This is a genomic window from uncultured Sphingomonas sp. (assembly GCF_937871615.1).
Lineage (GTDB): Bacteria > Pseudomonadota > Alphaproteobacteria > Sphingomonadales > Sphingomonadaceae > Sphingomonas.
The window spans coordinates 16681-39522 of sequence record NZ_CALMPA010000054.1; the positions used below are offsets into that span (position 1 = coordinate 16681).

A 22842-nucleotide genomic window follows, 5' to 3' on the forward strand; every position below is an offset into this window, starting at 1 on the left:
GGGGCGCTCAGATGCCCCAGCGCTTCAGCTTGTCGTCGAGCCGCTGGAATTCGGCGCGGGTCTTGGCTTGTTCCTTTTCAAGCGCGGCCTGATCCTTGTCCTTCTTCGCCTGATCGACCTTCTGCTGTGCGATGATTTCCGCCTCTGTGCGATCGAGCCGCCATTGCTGCACGTAGATGATGTCGGGCTTATAGACCTTCGCGACGCTCGAATCCTTCACGAAGGCGAAGATGAAGAAGCCGGTGACGAGCATCGCGAGCGCGAGGAAGCCCAGTTCGTGCGGCTGGCGCTGGTGCAGGAACAGCCGAAGGTCTCGCAACGCGCGAAGCGGCGACATGCGGGCGAGGAATTGCATGGCGGCCTAGATAGGCCCGTGCGGCGCCACTTGCCACCCCTCCCGGCGAATCGCATCGCGCCGGCCCCTTGCGGCCCCCTCCTCGCGAAGCGATCGCCGCAAGGGACCGGCGGCGCGCCGTCAGGCGGTCATCTCGAACCGAACCGTCATCGTGCGCCACGATTCGACCGCCACGCCATCGCGCAACGCGGGGCGGAAGCGCCAGCGGCTGAGCGCCTGCCGCTCGGTCGCCTGCCAGAAGGCTTCGCTCGCGGCGGAGACGCGCTCGACCTGCTTCACGCGCCCGTCGGTGCCGATCAGCACGCGGATCACCACCTTGCCCCCATTGCCCATGCGGCGTTCGCCGGCGGGATATTCGGGCTGGAAATCGCGGGCAAAACGCGGGTCGACCGTGGCGTCGCTGAGCACCGGCGGCTTGACGGGGGGATTGATGATCGTCGTTCCCCCGCTGCCGATTCCCGGATCGAGCGGCGGGGGCGGCGGAAGGACGAAGGCATCGGTCGCCCGCGTCGTATCCACCACTGGCCTGACGGTGTCGATCCGCTGCGGCGCGAGTCGGGGCTGGTGCGCGATCCTCGGTTCGGGTTTGGGGAGCGGCTCGGGCGGCGGCGGGTCGATGATCGGAATGTTGCGGATGGCGAGCACCTTATCCAGCGGCGGCCGGAATTCGGGCACCGACATCACCAGCCCGGCAACGAGCGTGGCGTTGATGGTGAGCGCGATGGCGAGGCTGCCAGGGTTGAACCCGCCAGAGCGGGCGTGGCGATCCGCATACATAGGCCTGATCCTCTCGATTATTCTCCTTCGCCGGTCTCCCGGTAGTGGGATGATACAACGTACCAATTACGTGGAAAAGAGACTTTATAACATTACCGAAACAGCCCGCGACCGGCGAGCCGGCGCGCGCGCTCAGCCCGCGGAAAGGCGGCTGAGCGCGCGGTCACGACCGATCAGGGGGAGCAGCGCGGCCATGTCCGGGCCGTGATCGCGCCCGGTCAGCGCGCGGCGGAGCGGGAGGAACAGCGCCTTGCCCTTGCGCCCGGTGCTTTCCTTCAATCGCGTGGTCAGCGCGTGCCAGGGATCGCTTGCCCAGTCGATCGTGGCGGCTGCTTCAGCGGCGGCGGCGAGATAATCAGTGTCCTCGCCGGAATCGACGCGGTCGATCGGCCCCTCGATCACCTGCCACCAGTCGCGCACCTCCGCGATGGTGCCGATATTGGGGCGAACGGCTTCCCACGCCGCCTCCCCCATCGCGGCGGGCAACCGATCGGCGACCGCCGCGAATGCAAGCTGGTGGATGATCCGCGCGTTGACCTGCGCCAGTTCCGCTTCGTCGAACCGCGCCGGCGCGCGGCCGAAGCGCGAGAAATCGAAACCGGCAACAAGCGGCGCCACATCCACGACCGGCTCGACCGGATCGCTCGTGCCGAGCCGGGCGAGCAGCGCGCGGATCGCCTGCGGCTCGATCCCCGCCTCGCGGAACTGATCGACCCCGACGCTGCCGAGCCGCTTCGATAATTTGCCTTCGTTGCCGGTGAGCAGCGCCTCATGCGCGAACGCCGGCGGCGCGGCGCCCAGCGCCTCGAACATCTGAATCTGGAGCGCGGTGTTCGAAACGTGATCCTCGCCGCGCACGACATGGGTGATGCCAAGGTCCACATCGTCGATCGCCGACGGGAGCATATAGAGCCACGATCCGTCGGCGCGGCGCACCACCGGATCGCTCATCGTCGCGGGATCGAAATGCTGGTCGCCACGGATCAGATCGCGCCATTCGATCGTCGCGCCATGATCGAGCCTGAAGCGCCAGTGCGGGCGCACCCCGTCCGCCTCGAGCCGTGCGCGCTCGGCATCGCTGAGGGCGAGCGCGGCGCGATCATAAACCGGGGGCAGCCCGCGCCCGCGCTGGATCTTGCGCTTTAGATCAAGCTCCTGCGCGGTTTCATAGGCGGGATAGATCCGCCCCGCCGCGACCAGCGCGTCGAACCTTTCCTGATAGAGCGCGAATCGCGCCGATTGCCGCACCTCCGCTGCGGGCGCGAGACCGAGCCAGGCCAGATCGGCGCGAATCGCCTCGACGAAACGCTCCTCGCTGCGCTCGGCATCGGTATCGTCGATACGCAGCATGAACTTGCCGCCGCTCGCCTGGGCGAACAGCCAGTTGTGCAGCGCGGTGCGGATATTGCCGACATGCAGCCGCCCGGTGGGCGACGGCGCGAAGCGGGTAACCGTGGTCATGCCAGTCCTTAGGAAAAAAGGGCGGTGCCGGCCCGCTCCCCCACCCCGCCTCCCATTCAGTATATCCTTGATGGGAGGCGGGGTGGGGGAGCGGGCCGGGCCTGCGAAATGCGCGGCGAGCACATTCCCAATTCCCCCGCTTAGGCGCTTGCCCTTCCCCTCGCCAGCCCCCGGTATTAAGGGCGACCCGTCTGGGCGAAGGGCGTGACACATGAAATTGATGACGGGTAACTCGAATCTGCCGCTGGCGCGCGATATCGCGGCCTATCTCGAGCTGCCGCTGACCGAGGCGCTGGTGCGCCGCTTCGCCGACGAGGAAATCTTCGTCGAGATTCGCGAGAATGTGCGCGGCGAGGATGTGTTCCTGATCCAGTCGACCAGCTATCCCGCGAACGACAATCTGATGGAGCTGCTGATCTGCATCGACGCGCTGAAGCGCGCGTCGGCCAAGCGGATCACCGCGGTCGTTCCATATTTCGGCTATGCGCGGCAGGATCGCAAACCCGGCCCGCGCACCCCGATTTCGGCCAAGCTGGTCGCTAACCTCATCACCACGGCGGGGGCGGATCGCGTGCTCTCGGTCGATCTCCATGCCGGGCAGATTCAGGGCTTCTTCGATATCCCGACCGACAATCTGTTCGGCGCGCCGGTGATGTCCGCGGACATCCATTCGCGCTTCGGCGACAAGAATCTGATGGTCGTTTCGCCCGATGTCGGCGGCGTGGTGCGCGCGCGCGCGCTCGCCAAGCGGCTCGACAACGCGCCGCTGGCGATCGTCGACAAGCGCCGCGAGCGCGCGGGCGAATCCGAGGTGATGAACATCATCGGCGACGTCGAGGGCCGTTTCTGCATCCTGATCGACGATATCGTCGATTCCGCCGGCACGCTGTGCAACGCCGCCGCCGCGCTCAAAGCCGCGGGCGCGGAGGATGTCGTCGCTTATGTAACCCATGGCGTGCTTTCGGGCGGCGCGGTGGCGCGGGTCGAGGGATCGGCGCTGCGCGAACTGGTGATTACCGATTCGATCGGCAATCAGGACGTGATCGCCGAGGCCAAGCGCATCCGCCACCTGACCATCGCGCCATTGCTGGCGGAGGCGATCCGGCGGATCGCGGATGAATCGAGCGTGTCGAGCCTGTTTGACTGACGGGCGCAGGCGCGCGTGCCGCGCGCCGATGCGCCAAAGGCGCAGCGCCCGTCACGGACGGCGGGCGTGAAGCGCTCGACCGACGACGCGGCTTTGCCGCGGCGTGCTCAGTTGGATCGGTATTTCGGCAAGGTGGCCCGTCGCGGCGAAGCCGCGCCGTCGGTCGGGTTCGGCGTTGCCGACCCGCCGGCCGGCTTTCGTGCTGCGCCTTTGGCGCATCGGCGCGCGATGCGCGCGCCTGCGCTTAGCTGTTCCCCAGCGCCACGATATGATCGAACACTGCCGGATGCAGCGGCTTGGCGAAGGCGCAGCCGTAACGATATTTGTCCCGCCACGCGACCACGGCTTCCAGCCCGGCGAGCCCCGGCAGCGTGAGCCACACCGTCTGGCCGGGCCAGAGCGTGAAGCTGGTCTGCGCGCGAAATCCGGTGGTGGATAGGTCTACAACGTCGATCTCGAACCGCGTCGTCCCACGATCGCGCAGATGCGCGCGCATCTTCACCGCCTTGCGCAGCGCGAGGCGATTATCCTCGCCGTCGTGAATCACGGGTAGGGAAACGGCCTGATCCATGGCCCGGCTTATGCGCGGCCAATGGTTACCAATCTGCAAACGAACCGGCATGTTTCGTCGCGCGCCGGCGCTCGATCCCGCGCCGTTTAAGCTCTGCTTTCAGCATGATAGGCGGCGGCGCCACGAGAAAGCCGAAGCTCACCGCGCCGCGCCTGGTGCCGATCGCATGATGCAGCCGATGCGCCTGCACGATGCGCTTCATGTAGCGCGATCTCGGCAGGTAGCGTGTCGTCACGCGGCGATGGACGATCACGTCGTGGAAGCCGAAATAGATCGCGCCATAGCCCGCGATCCCCGCGCCGATCCACGCCCAGCCCGCCCACCAGCCGGCCTGCGTTCCGCCATAGAGCAGCACGATCGAGGGAATCGCGAAGATCACGCCGTACAGATCGTTCAGCTCGAATCGCCCGGTGCGTGCGCGATGGTGGCTTTCGTGGAGGAACCAGCCGGGGCCATGCATCACCCAGCGGTGCATGACATAGGCGAACGCCTCCATCCCCGCGACGGTCATCACGAACAGGGCCGGGCCGAGCCACCAGAACATGCGCTGGGATATAGCCATCGCGGCGATGCGTCGCTACGTCGCACTGCACCATGACAGATGATATCCGCACCGCAGCCCTAGAGTCCAAGGCCTGGCCGTTCGAGGAAGCGCGCCGGCTGCTCAAGCGCTGGCCCGATGGCAAACCGGGCGGCGCGCCGATCATCTTCGAAACGGGTTACGGCCCCTCGGGGCTGCCGCATATCGGCACGTTCAACGAGGTGCTGCGCACGACGATGGTGCGGAACGCCTTTGCCGCGCTGTCCGACCAGCCATCGCGGCTGATCGCTTTTTCCGACGATATGGACGGGCTGCGCAAGGTGCCCGACAACGTGCCCAATCAGGCGATGCTGACCGAATATCTCGGCAAGCCGCTGACCAGGGTGCCCGATCCGTTCGAAAAATACGAAAGCTTCGCGCATCACAACAATGCGATGCTGCGCGCGTTCCTCGATCGCTATGGCTTCGATTACGAATTCGCGTCCTCGACCGAATATTACACATCGGGCCGGTTCGACGCGCAGCTCAGGAACGTGCTGCGCAATTATGATGCGATCATGGGCGTGATGCTGCCGACGCTGCGCGGCGAGCGGCAGGCGACCTATTCGCCGGTGCTGCCGATCAGCCCGAAATCCGGCGTCGTGCTTCAGGTGCCGGTCGAGGTGGTCGATGCGGAGGCCGGACTGATCCGCTTCGTCGATGAAGGCGAAATGATCGAACAGTCGATCCTAGGCGGTGGCGCGAAGCTGCAGTGGAAGCCCGATTGGGGGATGCGCTGGGCGGCGCTTGGCGTCGATTACGAGATGCACGGCAAGGATCTGATCGATTCCGCCATCCTCGGCGGGAAAATCTGCCAGATCCTCGGCGCGCGCAAGCCCGAGACGCTGGTGTACGAGCTGTTCCTCGATGAAAAGGGGGAGAAGATCTCCAAGTCGAAGGGCAATGGCCTCAGCCTCGATCAGTGGCTGACCTATGGCCCCGAGGAATCGGTCGCCTTCTACGCCTATCGCGAGCCGAAGAAGGCCAAGCAGCTCCACATGGGGGTGATCCCGCGCGCGGTGGACGAATATTGGCAGTTCCGCAGCAATTACGCCGGGCAGGCGACCAAGGAGCGGCTGGGCAACCCGGTCCACCATATTCACGACGGCAAGCCGCCCGAGGGGACGCTGCCGGTGACGTTCGGGCTGCTGCTCAACCTCGTCGGGGTGATGGGGGAAGCATCGCCCGAGCAGGTGTGGGGCTATCTCGGCAATTATGTGGCGGACGCGACGCCCGAGGCCTATCCGGAACTGGATCGGCTGATCGGCTATGCGCTGGCCTATCATCGCGATTTCGTCGCGCCGACACTTGAGCGCCGCGCGCCTGAAGGTGCGGAGGTGGATGCTCTGCAACGGCTCGACGCGGCGCTTGCCGCGCTGCCGGCGGACGCGGCGGCGGAGGAGATCCAGAACCACATCTATGAGATCGGCAAGACCGGCGGGTTCGCCGAACTGCGGGACTGGTTCAGGGCGCTGTACGAAACGCTGCTCGGCTCCTCGCAGGGGCCGCGCATGGGCAGCTTCATCAAGCTTTACGGCATCGCGAACAGCCGCAAGCTGATCGCCGAGGCGCTGGCGCGCGCGGGCGGATGAGGCGCGTGTGATGAGAAAGGGGCGAATCTCCGCGCTGCGCGCCTTTCTCGCGGGCGAGGCGGCGGGGGGATTCGTGCTGATCGCGGCGGCGGCGCTGGCGATGCTCGTCGCCAATCTGCCCGCGACGGCTGACTGGTACGCCCATGTCCTCCATGCCGAGACGGGGCCGGTGCTGTCCGCCACGCTTGGCCCGATGACGATCCATCTGTGGATCAACGATGCGCTGATGGCGCTGTTCTTCCTGCTCGTCGGGCTGGAGATCAAGCGCGAGTTCGTCGACGGGCAGCTTGCCCGCGCGGATCAACGGCGGCTGCCGTTCATCGCCGCAGCGACCGGCATGGCGGTGCCGGCGCTCGTCTATCTGCTGGTGGTGGGTGACCATAGCGGATTGCAGCGCGGCTGGGCGATTCCCGCGGCGACCGATATCGCCTTTGCGATCGGGGTGATGGCGATGCTGGGCAAGCGCGTGCCCGCCGCGCTCAAGCTGCTGCTCACCACCGTCGCCATCGTCGACGATATGGGCGCGGTGGCGATCATCGCGCTTGCCTATACCGACGAGATTCGCGTGATCGCGCTGGCCGGCGCGGGCGTGGCGCTGGCGCTGCTCTATGTGATGAACCGGCGCAAGGTGATGGCCCTGTGGCCATATCTGGTAACGGGCGCGGTGTTGTGGCTGTTCGTGCTGCAATCGGGCGTCCATGCGACGATCGCCGGGGTGGCGACCGCCGCGTTCATTCCGATCGTGCCGACGCCGGGCGCGCCCGATGCGGTCGATTCGCCGCTCCACCGGCTGGAACACGCGCTTGCCCCCTGGGTCGCATTCGTGATCGTGCCGCTGTTCGCCTTTGCCAATGCAGGCGTCGCGCTGGGTGGGTTCGGCTTGAGCGTGCTGGCCGAACCGGTGGTGCTCGGCGTCGCGCTCGGGCTGTTCGTCGGCAAGCAACTCGGCGTGTTCGGCGGCATCTGGGGCGCGGTGCGGCTGGGGATCGCGACGCGGCCCGGCGGGGTAAGCTGGGCGCAGATCTATGGCATGGCGCTGCTCGCGGGAATCGGCTTCACGATGAGCCTGTTCGTCGGCGGCCTCGCCTTTCCGGGGGATGCGATGCTGGTGGAGGAGGTCAAGATGGGCGTGCTGGCCGGATCATTGCTGTCGGCGGTTGGCGGCTTTGCGGTGCTCGCGCTGGCGGCGCGGCGCGCGTGACGCGATAACGCTCAATCCTCGCGCTTCGCCCCGTCGAGCGCGCGCTCCGCGCGGGCGCGGTTCGCCCGATCGGCGTCCTTCTCCGATTTCGTCCGTCCGAAGGCGGCGCGGTTGGCGGCGGCGGTCGTCGCCTCGGTGGCGCGGCGTTTCGCCTTGCGCGCCAGCCGGAGGTTGACGACCTCGCCCATCAGTTGCGCACTTCCTTCGCCAGCGCGTCGAGCAGGCCGTTGACGAAGCCCGCCTCGCGCTTGTCGTAAAAGGCGTGGGCGACATCGACATATTCGCTGATCGCGGTGCCCACCGCGACATCGCGGCGTGCGAGCAGTTCATATGCGCCGCAACGCAGGATCGCCTTCATCGGCTTGTCGAGCCGCGCGAGCGTCCAGCCTTGCAGCCTCGGCTCGATCAACAGGTCGATCTCGCCGAGCCGCGCGGTCGTGCCGGTGACGATATCGTCGAAGAACAGAATGTCGGCCTCGGCATATTCGTCGCCCTCGATCGTCGCGCCGAGCCGGTGGTGGTGAAATTCGTGGAGCAGGGTCTGGAGCGGGGTCTTCTCCATCTCGTGCTGATAGAGCGCCTGGACGGCGGCGAGCCGCGCGGCGGCGCGGGCCTTGGATCGTGCTGCGGTACGGGACATGGGGCAGGGCCTTTACGCGCGAGACGCGCCCGCGTCACCCCTTTGCGAGTCTGAGCGCGACCGAGGCGGCGTGCGCGGGCAACCCCTCCGCCGTCGCCAGCGCGACGGTGGCGGGGCCGAGCTTGCCGAGTGCTGTGGCGTCGAGCTGGAGGAAGCTCGTCCGCTTCATGAAATCGGTGACGGAAAGCCCGCTGGCGAATCGCGCGCGCCGCCCGGTGGGGAGAACGTGATTCGGCCCCGCGACATAATCGCCGATCGCTTCGGGCGTATGGCGGCCAAGGAAGGCGGAGCCGGCGTGGCGCAGCTTGCTGAACAAGGCGTGCGGATCGTCGGTGGCGATCTCGACATGCTCGGGCGCAAGGCGATCGGTGAGCGCGCAGGCATCGGCCAGATCGGGGACGAGGATGATCGCGCCATTCGCTTCCCACGCCACCCGCGCGGTTTCTCCGGTCGCGAGGCCGGCGAGCTGGCGCTCGACCGCATCGGCCACGCGATCCGCGAAGCCCGCGTCATCGGTGAACAGGATCGACTGGGTGGTCACATCATGCTCGGCCTGGCTGAGCAGATCGGCGGCGATCCATTCGGCGTCGTTGGCGCCATCGGCGATCACCACGATCTCGCTCGGCCCCGCGACCATGTCGATGCCGACCACGCCGTAAACCTGCCGCTTCGCCTCCGCGACCCAGGCATTGCCCGGCCCGGTGACGACATCGACCGGAGCGATGCGATCGGTGCCCCAGGCGAGCGCCGCGATCGCCTGCGCGCCGCCGACGCGCCACACCTCGTCCGCGCCCGCCAGATGCGCCGCGGCGAGCACGAGCGGATTGACCGCGCCATCCGGCGTCGGCGTCACCACCACCAGCCGTTCGACGCCAGCGACCTTCGCGGGGATGGCGTTCATCAGCAGGGTTGATGGGTAAGCCGCGCGTCCGCCCGGAACATAGACGCCCGCCGCATCCACCGCGCGCCACCGCGCGCCGAGCCGGACGCCGGCATCGTCGGTGAAGGCGAGATCGTCGGGCCGCTGCTTCTCATGGTAAGCGCGGATGCGCGACGCGGCCAGTTCCAGCGCCTCGCGCAGTTCGGGGGCGAGTGCTGCGAACGCCGCCGCGCAATCGCTGGCCGGGATGCTCCAGCCGGTGGCATCGAGATCGTGGCGATCGAGCTTTTGCGTATAGGCGCGCAACGCGGTGTCGCCCTCCTCGCGCACCGCGCGCAGGATCGCGGTGACATCGCGCGCCACATCCGCATCCGATTCGCGCCGCGCATCGACCAGCGCGGCAAAATCCGCCTCGAACGATAGGTGGGCGGCGTCGAGCCGGATCATGCCGCCGCCGTCTGATCGACCGCGCGGCGGAACGCCTCGACCAGCGGCACCACCCCGGCGCGCGTCTTCATCGCCGCGCGATTGACGATCAGGCGCGAGGAAACCTCCATGATCCGCTCCACCTCGACCAGCCCGTTTTCCTTGAGCGTGCGCCCCGACGAGACGAGATCGACGATGCGCGGCGCGAGGCCGAGCGTGGGGGCAAGCTCCATCGCGCCGTTCAGCTTGATGCATTCCGCCTGCACGCCGCGCCGCGCGAAATGCTCGGCGGTGACATGGGGATATTTGGTCGCGACGCGCACATGGCTCCAGCCGCGCGGATCATCGCGTTCCGCCATCTCGACCGGCTCGGCGATCGACAGCCGGCAATGGCCGATCGCGAGATCGACCGGCGCGTACAGCTCGGAATAAGCGAATTCCGCGAGCACGTCGGACCCGACGATGCCAAGCTGTGCCGCGCCATGCGCGACGAAGGTTGCGACATCGAACGCGCGGACGCGGATCAGCTCGATCTCGGGCGTGTCGGTGCGGAAACGCAGCGCGCGGCTGTCCTCGTCGCCGAACGCGGCCTCGGGCACGATGCCGGCGCGGGCGAGCAGCGGCAGCGCCTCGCTCAGGATGCGGCCCTTGGGGACGGCGATGACGATCGGTTCGCTCACGGGCGCGGCCTTTACGCGGGGCGCCGGGGAGGCGCAATACAGGGACAGGAGGGCGATCCGATGGCGATTGACGAGAAAGTGCGCGAGGCATTCCGCATTCAGGAATTTTACTGCGGGCATATGGACGCGCCGATGTATGCGCGGCTGTGTGGTGCGGTGGCCGCCGGGCTGACGCGCGCGAGCCGCACCGGCGCCCGCGTGCTTGACTGGCCGGGCGAGCCGACCCGCGATGCGCTGCCGCTGCGCTTGTGCGGCGGGCTGCACGCGCTGGTGCGTGGCAGGCGGGACGCGGGGTTGGCGGCGATCTTCGCCGGAGAGATCACCGCGCCAGACGGAATCGCGGCGGCGCTCAACGCCGCGCTCGTGCGGCACGATGACGCGCTATATCCGTGGCTCGACGGGCCACCGCAGACCAATGAGCCGGGGCGTTCCGGCGCGCTGATGCTCGGCCTGATGGAAATCGCGCGGCGGCACGGCCCGAGGATCGAACTGCTGGAGATAGGATCGAGCGCGGGCCTCAATCTGCTGATCGACCGTTATGCCTTCGATCTCGGCGGGGTGAAGCTCGGGCCGGTCGATTCGCCGGTCACGATCCGCCCCGAATGGCGTGGTGAGCCGCCCGCGCCGGTGGAGATGACGATCGCCTCGGTGCGCGGCTGCGATATCCAGCCGCTCGACGCGACCGATCCGGCGGTGGAGGCACGGCTGCTCGCCTATGTCTGGCCGGAAACGCCGGCGCGTGCGGAGCGGTTGACCCGCGCGATCGCGATGCAGCGCGCGCGCGGCGTCGATCTGGTGCGCGCCGATGCCGCCGAGTGGCTGGAGGCGCGGCTCGCCGAACCGCAGGAGCCGGGCGTCACGCGGGTGCTGATGCATTCGGTCGTCTGGCAATATCTGCCCGAGGATAGCGCGAATCGGGTGCGCGCGGCGATGGCGGCGGCGGGGGCACGCGCCACGGCGGAGCGCCCGCTCGGCTGGGTGATGATGGAGCCGGATCGCGCCTTCGCGCATCAGGTCGTCCAGGTAAAGAGCTGGCCGGGGCACGATGAATGGGCGGTGCTGGGGACGGCGCACGCGCATGGGACATGGGTGAGGAACGGGATTTTCGAGGAGGATCGCCGCGGCTTCGCTTTGCCTGAATCCGCGAAGGTCGAGGCGGGCTGAGCGGGGCGCACGGGCGCTCCGGTTGCTTTTTGCCCGCCCCGGCGCTAATGGCCCCGCTTCCCGCGTGAGGATCATGACGAACGGCCCGGCCACAAGGGCTGCCGCGGCCGTTTTGACCTCGCCCGAACTGAAAGGACAAAAATGCCCAAGCTCAAGACCAAGAGCGGCGTGAAAAAGCGCTTCAAGCTCACCGCGACCGGCAAGCTCAAGCACGGCGTGGCCGGCAAGCGCCACCGTCTCATCAGCCACAACGGCAAGTACATCCGCCAGAATCGCGGCACCTCGGTGCTGTCGGACGCCGACACGAAGACCGTGAAGGCCTGGGCGCCGTACGGCCTGAACTGAGGAGACTTAAGAGATGGCACGCGTCAAACGGGGTGTAACCACCCGCGCCAAGCACAAGAACATTCTGGAACAGGCCAAGGGCTACCGTGGCCGCCGGAAGAATACGATCCGCGTCGCGCGGCAGGCGGTCGAAAAGGCCGGCCAATATGCGTATCGCGACCGCAAGGTTAAGAAGCGCACCTTCCGTGGCCTGTGGATTCAGCGCATCAACGCCGGCGTCCGCGCCGAGGGGCTGAGCTACAGCCAGTTCATGCACGGCCTGAAGCTGGCGGGCATCGAGCTGGACCGCAAGGTGCTGGCCGATATCGCGATGCACGAAGGTGAAGCGTTTAGCGCCATCATCGCGCAGGCGAAGGCGGCGCTGCCCCAGGCCGCCTGAAGCGGGCCTGCGCTAAGAGAAACGGGGCGTCGGTGGTCTAGGCCACCGGCGCCCTTTTCGTTATCGCCGCGCCGTCGGCAAACTAGGAATCGGGCATGAGCGACCAAGACTGGTCAATAAATCTCGCCAAATACGAGAGTGACTACCTTCCCCGCATCATTGGTGCGGTCAGTCTTACTGAGCTAGAAGGGTTGCGCGTCGAACTCCTAGGTAAGAACGGTTGGATTACACTTTTTCTCAAAACCTTGGGCGGGATGTCGCCTGATGATCGGGTTCTGAAAGGGCCGCGCATCCAACACTTGCGCGAGGCGGTGGCTGGCGCGATCGCGACGCGCAAGGCCGCGCTTGAGGCGGTGGCGCTCGACGCGCGGCTGGCGGGCGAGCGGCTGGACATGACGCTGCCGGTCGATGCGGCCACCGCTGGCACGATCCATCCGGTCAGCCAGGTGATGGACGAACTGGCGGAAATCTTCGCCGATCTCGGCTTCGCGGTCGCGACCGGCCCGGAGATCGAGGACGACTGGCACAATTTCACCGCGCTTAATATCCCCGCGAGCCATCCCGCGCGGGCCATGCATGATACCTTCTACATGGCGGACAATCGTGCCCAGGATGGGGACCGCAACAGTGCGAACGCGACCGGCGAACCGCGCAAGATGCTCCTGCGCACCCACACCTCGCCGGTGCAGATCCGCACGATGCTGAAGCAGAAGCCGCCGATCCGCATCATCGCGCCGGGGCGCACCTATCGTTCGGACAGCGATGCGACGCACACGCCGATGTTCCATCAGGTCGAGGGGCTGGTGATCGACAAGGGCATCACGCTCGGCCACCTCAAATGGACGCTGGAGACATTCCTCAAGGCGTTCTTCGAGCGCGACGATATCGTGCTGCGGCTGCGCCCGAGCTATTTCCCCTTCACCGAGCCTTCGGCGGAGGTTGATGTCGGCTATACGCTGGAGAAGAGCAAGCGCGTGATCGGTGGCTCCGGTGGCGGCTGGATGGAGGTGCTGGGTTCCGGCATGGTCCACCCCAAGGTGATCGCGGCGTGCGGGCTCGATCCGGACGAGTGGCAGGGCTTCGCCTTTGGTTGCGGGATCGACCGGCTGGCGATGCTGAAATACGGCATGGATGATCTGCGCGCCTTCTTCGACGGCGATATCCGCTGGCTGAAACATTACGGGTTTTCGGCGCTCGACGTGCCGACGCTGAGCGGGGGAGTCGGCGCATGAAGTTCACGCTTGGCTGGCTCAAGGAGCATCTCGACACCAATGCCTCGCTCGACGCGATCGTCGAGGGGCTGACCCGCATCGGGCTGGAGGTCGAAGGCGTCGACAATCCGGGCGAGAAGCTCGCCGCGTTCCGCGTGGCGAAGGTGCTGACCGCCGAGCGCCACCCGCAGGCGGACAAGCTGCAGGTGCTGTCGGTCGATGCCGGGGACGGGCCGCTTCAGGTGGTGTGCGGCGCGCCCAATGCGCGCGCCGGGCTGATCGGCGTGTTCGGGATGCCGGGCGCGGTGGTGCCGGCGAATGGCATGGTGCTGAAGGTCGCGGCGATCCGGGGCGTCGAATCGAACGGCATGATGTGTTCCACGCGCGAGTTGGAACTTGGCGACGAGCATGACGGCATCATCGAGCTTCCCGCCGATGCGCCGGTCGGCACGCCCTATCCCGCTTATGCCGGGCTCGACGATCCGGTGATTGACGTGGCGATCACGCCCAACCGGCAGGATTGCATGGGCGTGCGCGGCATCGCGCGCGATCTGGCGGCGGCGGGGCTGGGGACGCTCCGGCCGCTGGCGCAAGTCTATCGCACCGATCGAATCGCGCCGGTGGCGGGCGACGGCCCGGCGCCCGACGTGCGGACCGATGACCGCGAAGGCTGCCCGGCGTTTTACGCGCAGGCGGTGTCGGGGGTCACCAACGGCGCGGCCCCGGCATGGATGCGCCAGAAGCTCACCGCGATCGGGCAGAAGCCGATTTCCGTGCTGGTGGATATCACCAATTTCGTCTCGGTCGATCTCGGGCGCCCGTTGCACGTCTATGACCGCGCCAAGCTCTCCGGCGCGCTCATCGCGCGCAAGGCGCGCGATGGCGAGACGGTGCTGGCGCTGAACGGCAAGACCTATACGCTCGACGCGACGATGACGGTGATCGCGGACGACAAGCACGTCCACGATATCGGCGGCATCATGGGCGGCGAGGATTCGGGCGTGTCGGATGCGACCACCGACGTGCTGATCGAATGCGCCTATTTCGATCCCGATCATATCGCGCGCACCGGGCAGAAGCTCGCGCTGACCAGCGACGCGCGCCAGCGCTTTGAGCGCGGGGTGGACCCGGCGTTCCTTGACGACGGCCTCGCCATCGCGACGCGGCTGGTGGTGGAGCATTGCGGCGGCACGCCCAGCGCGATCACGCGCGCGGGCGAAGCGCCGCTCGGCACGCGCAGCTATGCCTATGATCCGGCGCGCGCGGAGACGCTGGGCGGCCTCGCGGTTGCGCCGGAGCGCCAGCGCGCGATCCTCGAATCGCTCGGCTTCACCGTCACCGCCGACTGGCAGGTGACCCCGCCGACATGGCGCCGCGATGTGGACGGCGCCGCCGATCTGGTCGAGGAAGTGATTCGCATCGAGGGTATCGACAATGTGCCTTCCGTGCCGCTCGCGCGCCTGCCCGGCGTTGCGCGGCCCACCGCCACCCCCGAGCAGAAGCTGGAGCGCCGCGTTCGCCGTGCCGCCGCCGCGCGCGGGCTGGACGAGGCGGTGACGTGGAGCTTCCTAAGCGAGAAGGAGGCCGCGGTGTTCGGCGGCGGCGCATGGACGCTCGCCAATCCGATCAGCGAAGACCTGAAGGTCATGCGCCCGTCGCTGTTGCCGGGGCTGCTCTCGGCTGCCGCGCGCAACGCGAAGCGCGGCGCGGGCAGCATCCGGCTGTTCGAGATCGGGCGGCGCTACCTCGCCGATGCCGAGCGCGCGACGCTCGGGCTGGTGCTGGCGGGGGATCGCCGCGCGCGCGGCTGGCGCGAGGGCAAGGCCGCCGCGTTCGACGCGTTTGACGCCAAGGCGGAGGCGCTGGCGCTGCTCGCCGCCGCTGGCGCGCCGGTGGAGAATCTCCAGGTGTTCGGGGATGCCGGGGAGGCGTGGCATCCCGGCCAGTCCGGCACGTTGCGGTTGGGGCCGAAGACGGTGCTGGCGGCGTTCGGGATGCTCCATCCGCGCACGGTGGATGCGTTCGATCTCGATGGCGCGGTCGCGGCGGTGGAGCTGTATCTCGATGCGCTGCCCGCCAAGCGCGGCGGCAATGGCTTCATGCGTCCGGCCTATGCGCCGCCCGCGCTCCAGCCGGTGCGGCGCGATTTCGCCTTCCTCGTGCCCGAGGAGGTGACAGCGGACGCGCTCACCCGCGCGGCGAAGGGGGCGGACAAGGCGGCGATCGTCTCGGCACGCGTGTTCGACGTGTTCACCGGCACCGGCGTGGAGCCGGGCAGGAAGTCGGTCGCGCTCGAAGTGGTGCTCCAGCCGGGCGAAAAGAGCTTCACCGATGCCGAGCTGAAGGCGATCGCCGACAAGGTGGTCGCGGCGGCTGTGAAGCAGGGCGCGGTCCTGCGTGGCTGAATGGATCGTCATCGCGGGCGATGGCCTTTCGGCGGCGATCAATCCGCTTGGCGCGGAATTGTCGTCGCTGAAGGATGCCGCCGGTCGCGAATTGATGACCGATGCCGATCCCGCATTCTGGACCGGGCGCGCGCCCTTACTGTTCCCGGTGGTGGGAAGGCCGGCGGGGGAGACGATCCGCGTCGATGGTCGCGAATACCCGATGAAGCAGCATGGCTTCGCGCGGCGGATGGCCTTCACGGTGACCGAGCAGGCACCGGATCGCGCGACGTTCGTGCTGACCGATACGCCCGAGACACGTGAGTGCTATCCCTTCGCGTTCCGGCTGGAAGTGACGTTCAGCATCGCGGGCGCGACGCTTTCGGTGGACGTGTCGGTGGTGAATCCCGGTGACGCGCCGCTCCCGGCGAGCTTCGGCTTCCACCCCGCCTTTGCCTGGCCGCTGCCCGGCGGGGGCGCGAAGGAGGTGCATCGCGTCACCTTCGCGGCGGACGAGCCTGAAGCGATCCGCCGGATCGACGGCGACGGGCAGATCGCCCCCGCCGCGTGCGCCTCGCCGCTCGATGGCCGAATGCTTCACTTGCGCGATGATCTGTTCGCGCACGACGCGCTGATCTGGGACAGGCTCCATTCCGATCACGTCACTTACGGTGATGCCACCGGCCCGCGCGTGCGCGTCGCCTTTCCCGATACGCCGATGCTCGGCATTTGGAGCAAGCCGGGCGCGCGGTTCGTGTGCATCGAGCCGTGGCACGGCATCGCCGATCCGGCCGGTTTCACGGGCGATTTCCGCGCCAAGCCCGGCGTGTTCGAAGTCGCGCCGGGGGCGACGAAACAGATCGCGATGCGCGTGACATTGCTGCGCGAATCATAACCGCGCGCCTTTTTCCCCGCGCATCCCATCCGGCCTCACGAAAGCCCGCTACATGACTTCCCCCCGCCGCACCTTCGCGATCATCTCGCACCCTGACGCCGGTAAGACGACGCTCACAGAAAAGCTGCTCCAGGTCGGCGGCGCGATCCACCTTGCGGGCGAAGTGAAGGCGCGCGGTGCGAACCGGCGCGCGCGATCGGACTGGATGAAGATCGAGCAGCAGCGCGGCATCTCGGTCACCTCCTCGGTGATGACGTTCGAGAAGGACGGTGTGACCTTCAACCTGCTCGACACGCCGGGGCACGAGGATTTCAGCGAGGATACCTATCGCACGCTCACCGCGGTCGATTCGGCGGTGATGGTGATCGACGCGGCGCGCGGCATCGAAAGCCAGACGCGCAAGCTGTTCGAGGTGTGCCGGTTGCGCTCGGTGCCGATCATCACCTTCATCAACAAGGTCGATCGCGAGGGCCGCAGCGCGTTCGAGCTGCTCGACGAGGTGGCGGACGCGCTGGCGCTGGATGTCGCGCCGATGAGCTGGCCAGTCGGCATGGGGGGCACGTTCGAGGGTGTGCTCGATCTCAAACGCTGGTCGATCAGCCGGCCGGAAGGGGGCAGCCGCACCTTTCAGGGCAAGGTCGATGCCGAGCCGATCCTGCCCGATGCGGTGCGCGAGGAAGTGGAGCTGGCGCAGGCGGGCTATGCCCAGTTCGATGCCGAGGCGTATCGCAACGGCGATCTCACCCCGGTCTATTTCGGCTCCGCGCTCAAGGATTTCGGCCCCGGCGAACTGATCGACGCGCTCGCCGATTATGCCCCGCCGCCGCGCCCGCAGCCGGCCGATCCCGCGCCCGTTTCACCGGACGAGAAGGAAGTCACCGGCTTCGTCTTCAAGGTGCAGGCGAATATGGACCCGCAGCACCGCGATCGCATCGCGTTCATGCGGCTGTGCTCGGGCACGTTCAAACGCGGCATGAAGCTGACGCCGACCGGCCATGGCAAGCCGATCGCCGTCCATTCGCCGATCCTGTTCTTTGCGCAGGATCGCGAGATCGCGGATGAGGCCTATCCCGGCGACATCATCGGCATCCCCAACCACGGCACGTTGCGGGTGGGGGATACGCTTTCCGAACGTGCCATGGTGCGTTTCACCGGGCTGCCCAATTTCGCGCCCGAAATCCTGCGCCGCGTGGCGCTCAAGGATCCGACCAAGACCAAGCAGCTCCGTAAGGCGCTGGACGATATGGCCGAGGAAGGGGTGACGCAGGTTTTCTATCCCGAGATCGGATCGAACCGGATCATCGGCGTGGTCGGGCAGCTCCAGCTCGACGTGCTGATCTCGCGGCTGGAGGCGGAATATAAGGTTGCCGCCGGGCTTGAGCCGGCGCCGTTCGATACCGCGCGCTGGGTATCGAGCGACGATGCGGGCGCGCTCAAGGACTTCACCGATATCAACCGCGGCGCGCTGGCGAAGGATCGCGACGGCAATCCCGTGTTCCTCGCCAAGAGCGCATGGGAAGTGAATTACATCGCCGATCGCTATCCCAAGGTGAAATTCGCGGCGACGCGGGAGCGGTGAGCGCCGGGCGGATCAGGCCGCCTGTTCCTCGATCCATCCGCGGCGCAATGCCTTGACCGCGAGCAACCCGAGCAGGCCCGCGATCAGATAGAAGCCGACGCCGATGATCGCGGCATAGCGCAGCGAATCGTCGCCATATTGCGCCTTCAGCGCCACCGAGATCGCGCCGAGCAGCCACGGGCCGATGCCCAGCCCGACGAGATTGTTGATGAACAGGAACGCCCCCGATGCGCTCGCCCGCATATGCGGCGGGGCAAGATGCTGCACGGCGGTGGTGATCGGCCCGAGCCACAGGATATTGAGCGCGTTGGGGATCAGCAGGCACGCCCAGGCGAGCGCGGGCGATGGCGTGATAAGCCCGATCGCGAAGGTCGGCGCGGTAATCAGCCAGGCGAAGGCGGGCAGGCGGACATACCAGCCGCGATCGCCCTTCCCGAGCTTGTCCGCCAGCACGCCGCCGATGAACACGCCGCCCGCGCCGCCGATCAGCAGCAGCGATCCCATGAACTGCCCGGCGGTAATCAGCCCCCAGTCGAAACGGACCATCAGGATCTTGGGCACCCATAGCGCGAGGCCATAGCCGGCGAGCGAGCTGAACCCCGCGCCAAACGCCATCAGCCAGAAGGCGGGCTTGGCGGCGAGGATCGGAAAAACGGCGAGCAGAGGCACGCGTTCCGCTGCCGCTGCGGGCGCGGGGCGCGGGCGATCGCGCACGATCCACAGAAAGATCGGCGCGAGGACGATGCCGGCCAGCCCCACCGTCAGGAAGGCCACCCGCCAGTTGACCAGCGCGGCGATATAGGCGCCCAGCAGCACGCCGCACGCGAGGCCAACGGGAATGCCCAGCGAATAGATGGCGAGCGCGCGCGCGCGGCGTTCGATCGGATAATAATCCGCGATCAGCGCATAGGAAGGTGCGACGCCGCCCGCCTCGCCCACGCCGACGCCGAGCCGATACAGGAACAGATGCCAGAAATTGCCCGCGATGCCGCACAAGGCGGTGAAGCCGCTCCACACGATCAGCGAGGCGGCGATCACCTTCGTCTTGCCGATCCGATCCGCCAGCAACGCCAGCGGCACGCCGAGGCAGGAATAGAGCAGGGCGAAGGCGATGCCCCCGATCGCGCCGAATTGCGCGTCGTTGAGGCCGAGATCCTGCTGGATCGGCTTGGCAAGGATGCCGAGGATCTGCCGGTCGAGGAAATTGAACGTATAGACCGCCAGCAGCATCGCCAGCACCAGCCCGCGATAGCCCGGCCGTTCGCGATCAATCATTGCACCCTCCCCCGACGCAAAAAGGGGCCGGACGTTGCCGGCCCCTGTTTCATTGTCCTAACGGATCAGAACTTCGCGGTGAAGGTGGCGAATACCTGTCGCGGATTGCCGTAGAAGGCGGTGGCGATGCCTTCCTTGCCGAGCGTTGCGACATAGCCTTGCCCGTTGGTGATGATCTGGCCTGCGGCGTTGAGCGGATTACCGGCGATATCGGTCTTGATATATTGATAGCCCGCCGTCTTGTACTTCTTGTCGGTCAGGTTGCGGCCATAAACGCCGAACGAGAATTGCCGGTTGGCGCCGAACGCATAGGTTACGCCGGCATCGAGCAGGGTATAGCCGGGCTGGTCGAGGAACGGGCTTGCCGTCTCGAACTGATGCGTCAGGCTGCGGTACGACAGGGTGGTGTTGGCGGTGAACAGCCCGTCGCCCGCCGGCAGGTTGAGCGTAGCGGTGCCCGATGTCGTCCAGTGCGGGGTGTTCTGGAACACGCGGACATTGGCGACATCGGTGCCGGTCGGGCCGATGAAGCGATCATATTTCGCGTCGATATAGCCAAGCGTGCCGGAGAGGCTGAACGACGAGCCGACGCCGGCGAAATCGCGTGCGAGCTGCGCGTTGGTTTCCGCCTCGACGCCCTTGATCGTCGCCTTTGCCGCATTGGTGGTGATGCCGCAGAAGCTGGCGATGCCGTTCACCGTGCAGGCGACCGAACCGGGGACCTGCACATCGGTGTATTTGGAATAGAAAGCGTCGAGCGCATAGGTCCAGCGGCGATCGAACAGCGATCCCTTGTAACCGATTTCATAGCTGGTGACCGATTCCGGCTTGAACCGCAGGAAGTTGTAAATGTCCTGATAGGTTCGGCCAGCAGCCGGATTGCTGATCGGCGCGCTGGTGCCGGCGCCACGCGGATCGAAGCCGCCGCCCTTGAACCCTTCCGAATATGACGCATAGATCATGTGATCGGGCGTGATCTTGTAGCTGAGCGACGCGCGCGGCGTGAACTTCTTGAAATTGGCGGTGCCGCGGAAATTGGTCGCCGGCGCGCCGAGCAGGATCGGATTGCCGCCGAATTCCGCGCTCGGCCCGTTCAGATAATTCGCCTTGTAGATGAACGACGTGCGCTGATCCCAGGTATAACGCCCGCCCAGCGACAGGCTCAGTTGATCGGTGAGATCGAAGGTGAAATCGCCATAGATCGAGCTGGTCTCGGTCCGCACGTCACCCGAAGTGAAGCCGTCGAGGCCCGGCAACACCGCGCCGCCGGTGGTGAACAGCAGCACGTCGAACGCGGTCGATGCCTTGGCGCCGAGATAATAGAAGCCGACGAGGCCGTTCACCTTGTCGCTCTTGTAATGGAGCTGGAATTCCTGGCTGGTCTGCTCGTTGCGATAGACCGCCGGCACGTCGACATCGACCGACGGGAGCGAATCGAAATCAATCGGCGTGTACGAACGATCCTTGCGCCACGCGCTGATGCTGCGCAGCGTGAAGTGATCCGAAAGCTCGGCGTTGATCGTCATCGACAGGCCGCCGCCCTGCACATCCTGCTTCGGATTGTTGAGGCCCGCGCGCGTATCGAACACGTTCGACAGCACCGGCGCGCCCGATAGCAGGCCGGGGATCAGGCGATGGCCGTTGCGCGGGGCCGACGTGTCGTGCGTGTAATCGCCGGTGATGCGGATGAACAGCCGCTTGTCGGGCGATTCGAACTCCACCGTGCCGCGCCCGGCCCACAGCTTCTTGTCGTAATTGTCGATGCCGAGGTTGAGGTTGCGCCCGAACCCGTCGCGCGTCAGCCGCGCACCGGAGACGCCGACCTTGAACATATCGCCGATCGGGGTGGACAGGCTGATGACGCCGTCCGCCTGATTGTAGCTGCCGTAAGTGGCCTTCACCGTCGCGGTCGGCACGTCGGCCAGCTTCTTGGTGACGTATTTCACCGCGCCGCCGATCGTGTTGCGCCCGTAAAGCGTGCCCTGCGGGCCGCGCAGCACCTCGATCCGCTCGACATCATAGATGTCCAGAACGGCGGCCTGCGGGCGATTGAGGTACACATCGTCGAGATAGATGCCGATGCCCGCCTCGAAGCCGGGCACCGGATCCTGCTGGCCCACGCCGCGAATGAAGGCGGAGAGCGTGGAATTGGTGCCGCGCGAAACCTTCAGCGTGGTGTTGGGCGTGGTGTTCTGGATATCGGTAAGGTCGAGCGCGCCCGTCTTCGCCAGCTTGTCGGCAGTGAAGGCGGTGACGGCGACCGGCACGGTTTGCAGCGTTTCCTCACGGCGGCGCGCGGTGACGACGATATCCATGTCGTTGGTGGCGGCGGCCTCCTCAGCTGCGGATTGCGGAGCCTCCTGCGCCAGCGCGGGGGCGGCGGCGGTGAGCGCGAGCGCGGCGACGCCACAGCGGAGCGCGGCGTGGGAATTGACGAACGTGAACAAGGCTGAACCTCCCCTTTGCGGCACTTTACGGCGGCTCGCCTCCCTGCGAGCTTGTGCGGCGAACCAAAGCACAATAGTGAAAGTTGAACCAGGATTCAACTTGGATGTGAGGCACGGATGGGCGACGGGCGGCAGATGGAGCGAGGCGCTGCCCCGCCCGTCGCGGATCAGGCGGGGGCGAGCGCCGATAAACGGCCGCGCACGGCGCGCGGACAGCGCACCCAGCGCGCGATCCTCGATGCGGCGGCGCTGGAATTTGGCGAGCATGGTTTTCACGCCACCTCGATCAGCGGGATCACCCGGCGGGCGGGCGTGGCGCTCGGCAGTTTCTACACCTGGTTCGATTCGAAGGACGCGGTGTTTCGCGCGCTGGTCCGCGACATGTCCGATCAGGTGCGCGATCACGTCGCCCCCGCGATCCGCGCCGCGCCGGATCAGATCGCGGCGGAGCGCGCGGGCCTTGAGCATTTCCTGGAGTTCGTGCGCGGTCACAAGGAGATATATCGCATCATCGACGAATCCGAATTCGTCGATCCTGAGAGCTTCCGGCTGCATTATTGCTCCACCGCCGATCGTATCCGCGAGCGGCTTCAGGCCGCCGCCGCGCGCGGTGAACTGATCGACGGGGTGGGCGAGGTCCACGCCTGGGCGATCATGGGGATGAACGTGTTCCTGGGCTTACGCTTCGGCGTGTGGGCGAAGGATGCGCCGACCGCCGAGATCGCCGATCAGATCGCGGCGATGCTGGCGCGGGGGTTGGGGCGGGGGTGAGGGCCGGTTGTTTTGTTTATGTCGGGATGGGTGGAAAAGCGACAGTCCGGTCTTGGCCGATTGAACCGGATTGCAGACATGA

At 66.9% G+C, this 22842-nt stretch carries 22 protein-coding genes; 11 read left to right on the forward strand and 11 right to left on the reverse strand.

Annotated elements, in window-relative coordinates; translation table 11 throughout:
- Window positions 1-7: 7 nt before the first annotated feature.
- From Q0316_RS15820 to gltX, 3 genes are all read right to left on the reverse strand, one after another.
- Window positions 8-355, reverse strand: coding sequence for a hypothetical protein (locus tag Q0316_RS15820; RefSeq protein WP_298674264.1), 348 nt, complete (start codon window positions 353-355; stop codon window positions 8-10).
- 120 nt (window positions 356-475) lie between these two features.
- Complete coding sequence (locus Q0316_RS15825) at window positions 476-1132, reverse strand: energy transducer TonB (protein WP_298674265.1); 657 nt, start codon at window positions 1130-1132, stop codon at window positions 476-478.
- Between the two features lie 132 nt (window positions 1133-1264).
- A complete protein-coding gene (gltX, locus tag Q0316_RS15830) occupies window positions 1265-2593 on the reverse strand; it encodes a glutamate--tRNA ligase (protein WP_298674266.1) in 1329 nt (442 codons plus the stop codon).
- 211 nt (window positions 2594-2804) lie between these two features.
- On the opposite strand from gltX, the gene Q0316_RS15835 reads away from it, so the two are divergent.
- Window positions 2805-3740: a ribose-phosphate pyrophosphokinase gene (locus Q0316_RS15835; protein WP_298674267.1), complete on the forward strand. Its 936-nt coding sequence runs from the start codon at window positions 2805-2807 to the stop codon at window positions 3738-3740.
- Window positions 3741-3984: 244 nt separating this feature from the next.
- Here Q0316_RS15835 and Q0316_RS15840 read toward each other — a convergent pair whose 3' ends face one another.
- The gene (locus Q0316_RS15840) at window positions 3985-4287 is read right to left on the reverse strand and encodes a PilZ domain-containing protein (RefSeq protein WP_298674268.1); all 303 of its coding nucleotides are present in this window, start codon (window positions 4285-4287) and stop codon (window positions 3985-3987) included.
- 49 nt (window positions 4288-4336) lie between these two features.
- A complete protein-coding gene (locus Q0316_RS15845; protein ID WP_298674269.1) occupies window positions 4337-4873 on the reverse strand; it encodes a sterol desaturase family protein in 537 nt (178 codons plus the stop codon).
- 32 nt (window positions 4874-4905) lie between these two features.
- Between Q0316_RS15845 and Q0316_RS15850 the strand changes: the two genes are divergently transcribed.
- Window positions 4906-6483 (forward strand): lysine--tRNA ligase, encoded by a 1578-nt coding sequence (locus Q0316_RS15850; protein ID WP_298674270.1) that lies wholly within the window; start codon window positions 4906-4908, stop codon window positions 6481-6483.
- A gap of 10 nt (window positions 6484-6493) precedes the next feature.
- On the forward strand, window positions 6494-7684 hold the full coding sequence (gene nhaA, locus Q0316_RS15855) for a Na+/H+ antiporter NhaA (RefSeq protein WP_298674271.1): 1191 nt from the start codon (window positions 6494-6496) through the stop codon (window positions 7682-7684).
- Window positions 7685-7695: 11 nt separating this feature from the next.
- On the opposite strand, the gene Q0316_RS15860 is transcribed toward nhaA, so the two are convergent.
- From Q0316_RS15860 to hisG, 4 genes are read right to left on the reverse strand one after another with little or no spacing between them, the layout of a single operon-like run.
- Window positions 7696-7872, reverse strand: a complete 177-nt coding sequence (locus Q0316_RS15860) for a DUF4169 family protein (protein WP_298674272.1) — start codon at window positions 7870-7872, stop codon at window positions 7696-7698.
- Complete coding sequence (gene nusB, locus Q0316_RS15865) at window positions 7872-8324, reverse strand: transcription antitermination factor NusB (RefSeq protein WP_298674273.1); 453 nt, start codon at window positions 8322-8324, stop codon at window positions 7872-7874. Before nusB ends, Q0316_RS15860 begins: the two co-directional genes overlap by 1 nt.
- 34 nt (window positions 8325-8358) lie before the next feature.
- Complete coding sequence (gene hisD, locus Q0316_RS15870; protein ID WP_298674274.1) at window positions 8359-9651, reverse strand: histidinol dehydrogenase; 1293 nt, start codon at window positions 9649-9651, stop codon at window positions 8359-8361.
- On the reverse strand, window positions 9648-10310 hold the full coding sequence (gene hisG / locus Q0316_RS15875; protein WP_298674275.1) for an ATP phosphoribosyltransferase: 663 nt from the start codon (window positions 10308-10310) through the stop codon (window positions 9648-9650). The genes hisD and hisG overlap by 4 nt, the downstream gene beginning before the upstream one ends.
- Window positions 10311-10370: 60 nt before the next feature.
- Here hisG and Q0316_RS15880 point away from each other — a divergent pair, with 60 nt between their 5' ends.
- The 7 genes from Q0316_RS15880 to Q0316_RS15910 all read left to right on the forward strand — a co-directional run bounded on the left by Q0316_RS15880 (window position 10371) and on the right by Q0316_RS15910 (window position 18267).
- Window positions 10371-11474 carry a DUF2332 domain-containing protein gene (locus Q0316_RS15880; RefSeq protein WP_298674276.1) on the forward strand — a complete coding sequence of 368 codons (1104 nt, stop codon included), beginning with the start codon at window positions 10371-10373 and terminating at the stop codon, window positions 11472-11474.
- 141 nt (window positions 11475-11615) lie between these two features.
- On the forward strand, window positions 11616-11819 hold the full coding sequence (rpmI, locus tag Q0316_RS15885; RefSeq protein ID WP_007406658.1) for a 50S ribosomal protein L35: 204 nt from the start codon (window positions 11616-11618) through the stop codon (window positions 11817-11819).
- Between the two features lie 13 nt (window positions 11820-11832).
- The gene (rplT, locus tag Q0316_RS15890; protein WP_137787039.1) at window positions 11833-12198 is read left to right on the forward strand and encodes a 50S ribosomal protein L20; all 366 of its coding nucleotides are present in this window, start codon (window positions 11833-11835) and stop codon (window positions 12196-12198) included.
- A 95-nt stretch (window positions 12199-12293) separates the two neighbouring features.
- Entirely contained in the window at window positions 12294-13430 is a 1137-nt protein-coding gene (gene pheS / locus Q0316_RS15895; protein ID WP_298674277.1) for a phenylalanine--tRNA ligase subunit alpha, read from the forward strand.
- On the forward strand, window positions 13427-15814 hold the full coding sequence (pheT, locus tag Q0316_RS15900; RefSeq protein ID WP_298674278.1) for a phenylalanine--tRNA ligase subunit beta: 2388 nt from the start codon (window positions 13427-13429) through the stop codon (window positions 15812-15814). Before pheS ends, pheT begins: the two co-directional genes overlap by 4 nt.
- Window positions 15807-16688 (forward strand): aldose 1-epimerase family protein, encoded by an 882-nt coding sequence (locus tag Q0316_RS15905; protein WP_298674279.1) that lies wholly within the window; start codon window positions 15807-15809, stop codon window positions 16686-16688. Before pheT ends, Q0316_RS15905 begins: the two co-directional genes overlap by 8 nt.
- A gap of 52 nt (window positions 16689-16740) precedes the next feature.
- A complete protein-coding gene (locus Q0316_RS15910; protein WP_298674280.1) occupies window positions 16741-18267 on the forward strand; it encodes a peptide chain release factor 3 in 1527 nt (508 codons plus the stop codon).
- A gap of 12 nt (window positions 18268-18279) precedes the next feature.
- Here Q0316_RS15910 and Q0316_RS15915 read toward each other — a convergent pair whose 3' ends face one another.
- Both Q0316_RS15915 and Q0316_RS15920 read right to left on the reverse strand, forming a co-directional pair.
- On the reverse strand, window positions 18280-19542 hold the full coding sequence (locus tag Q0316_RS15915; RefSeq protein WP_298674281.1) for an MFS transporter: 1263 nt from the start codon (window positions 19540-19542) through the stop codon (window positions 18280-18282).
- A gap of 65 nt (window positions 19543-19607) precedes the next feature.
- On the reverse strand, window positions 19608-21989 hold the full coding sequence (locus Q0316_RS15920; RefSeq protein WP_298674282.1) for a TonB-dependent receptor: 2382 nt from the start codon (window positions 21987-21989) through the stop codon (window positions 19608-19610).
- A gap of 135 nt (window positions 21990-22124) precedes the next feature.
- Here Q0316_RS15920 and Q0316_RS15925 point away from each other — a divergent pair, with 135 nt between their 5' ends.
- Entirely contained in the window at window positions 22125-22760 is a 636-nt protein-coding gene (locus Q0316_RS15925) for a TetR/AcrR family transcriptional regulator (RefSeq protein ID WP_298674286.1), read from the forward strand.
- Window positions 22761-22842 lie beyond the last annotated feature (82 nt).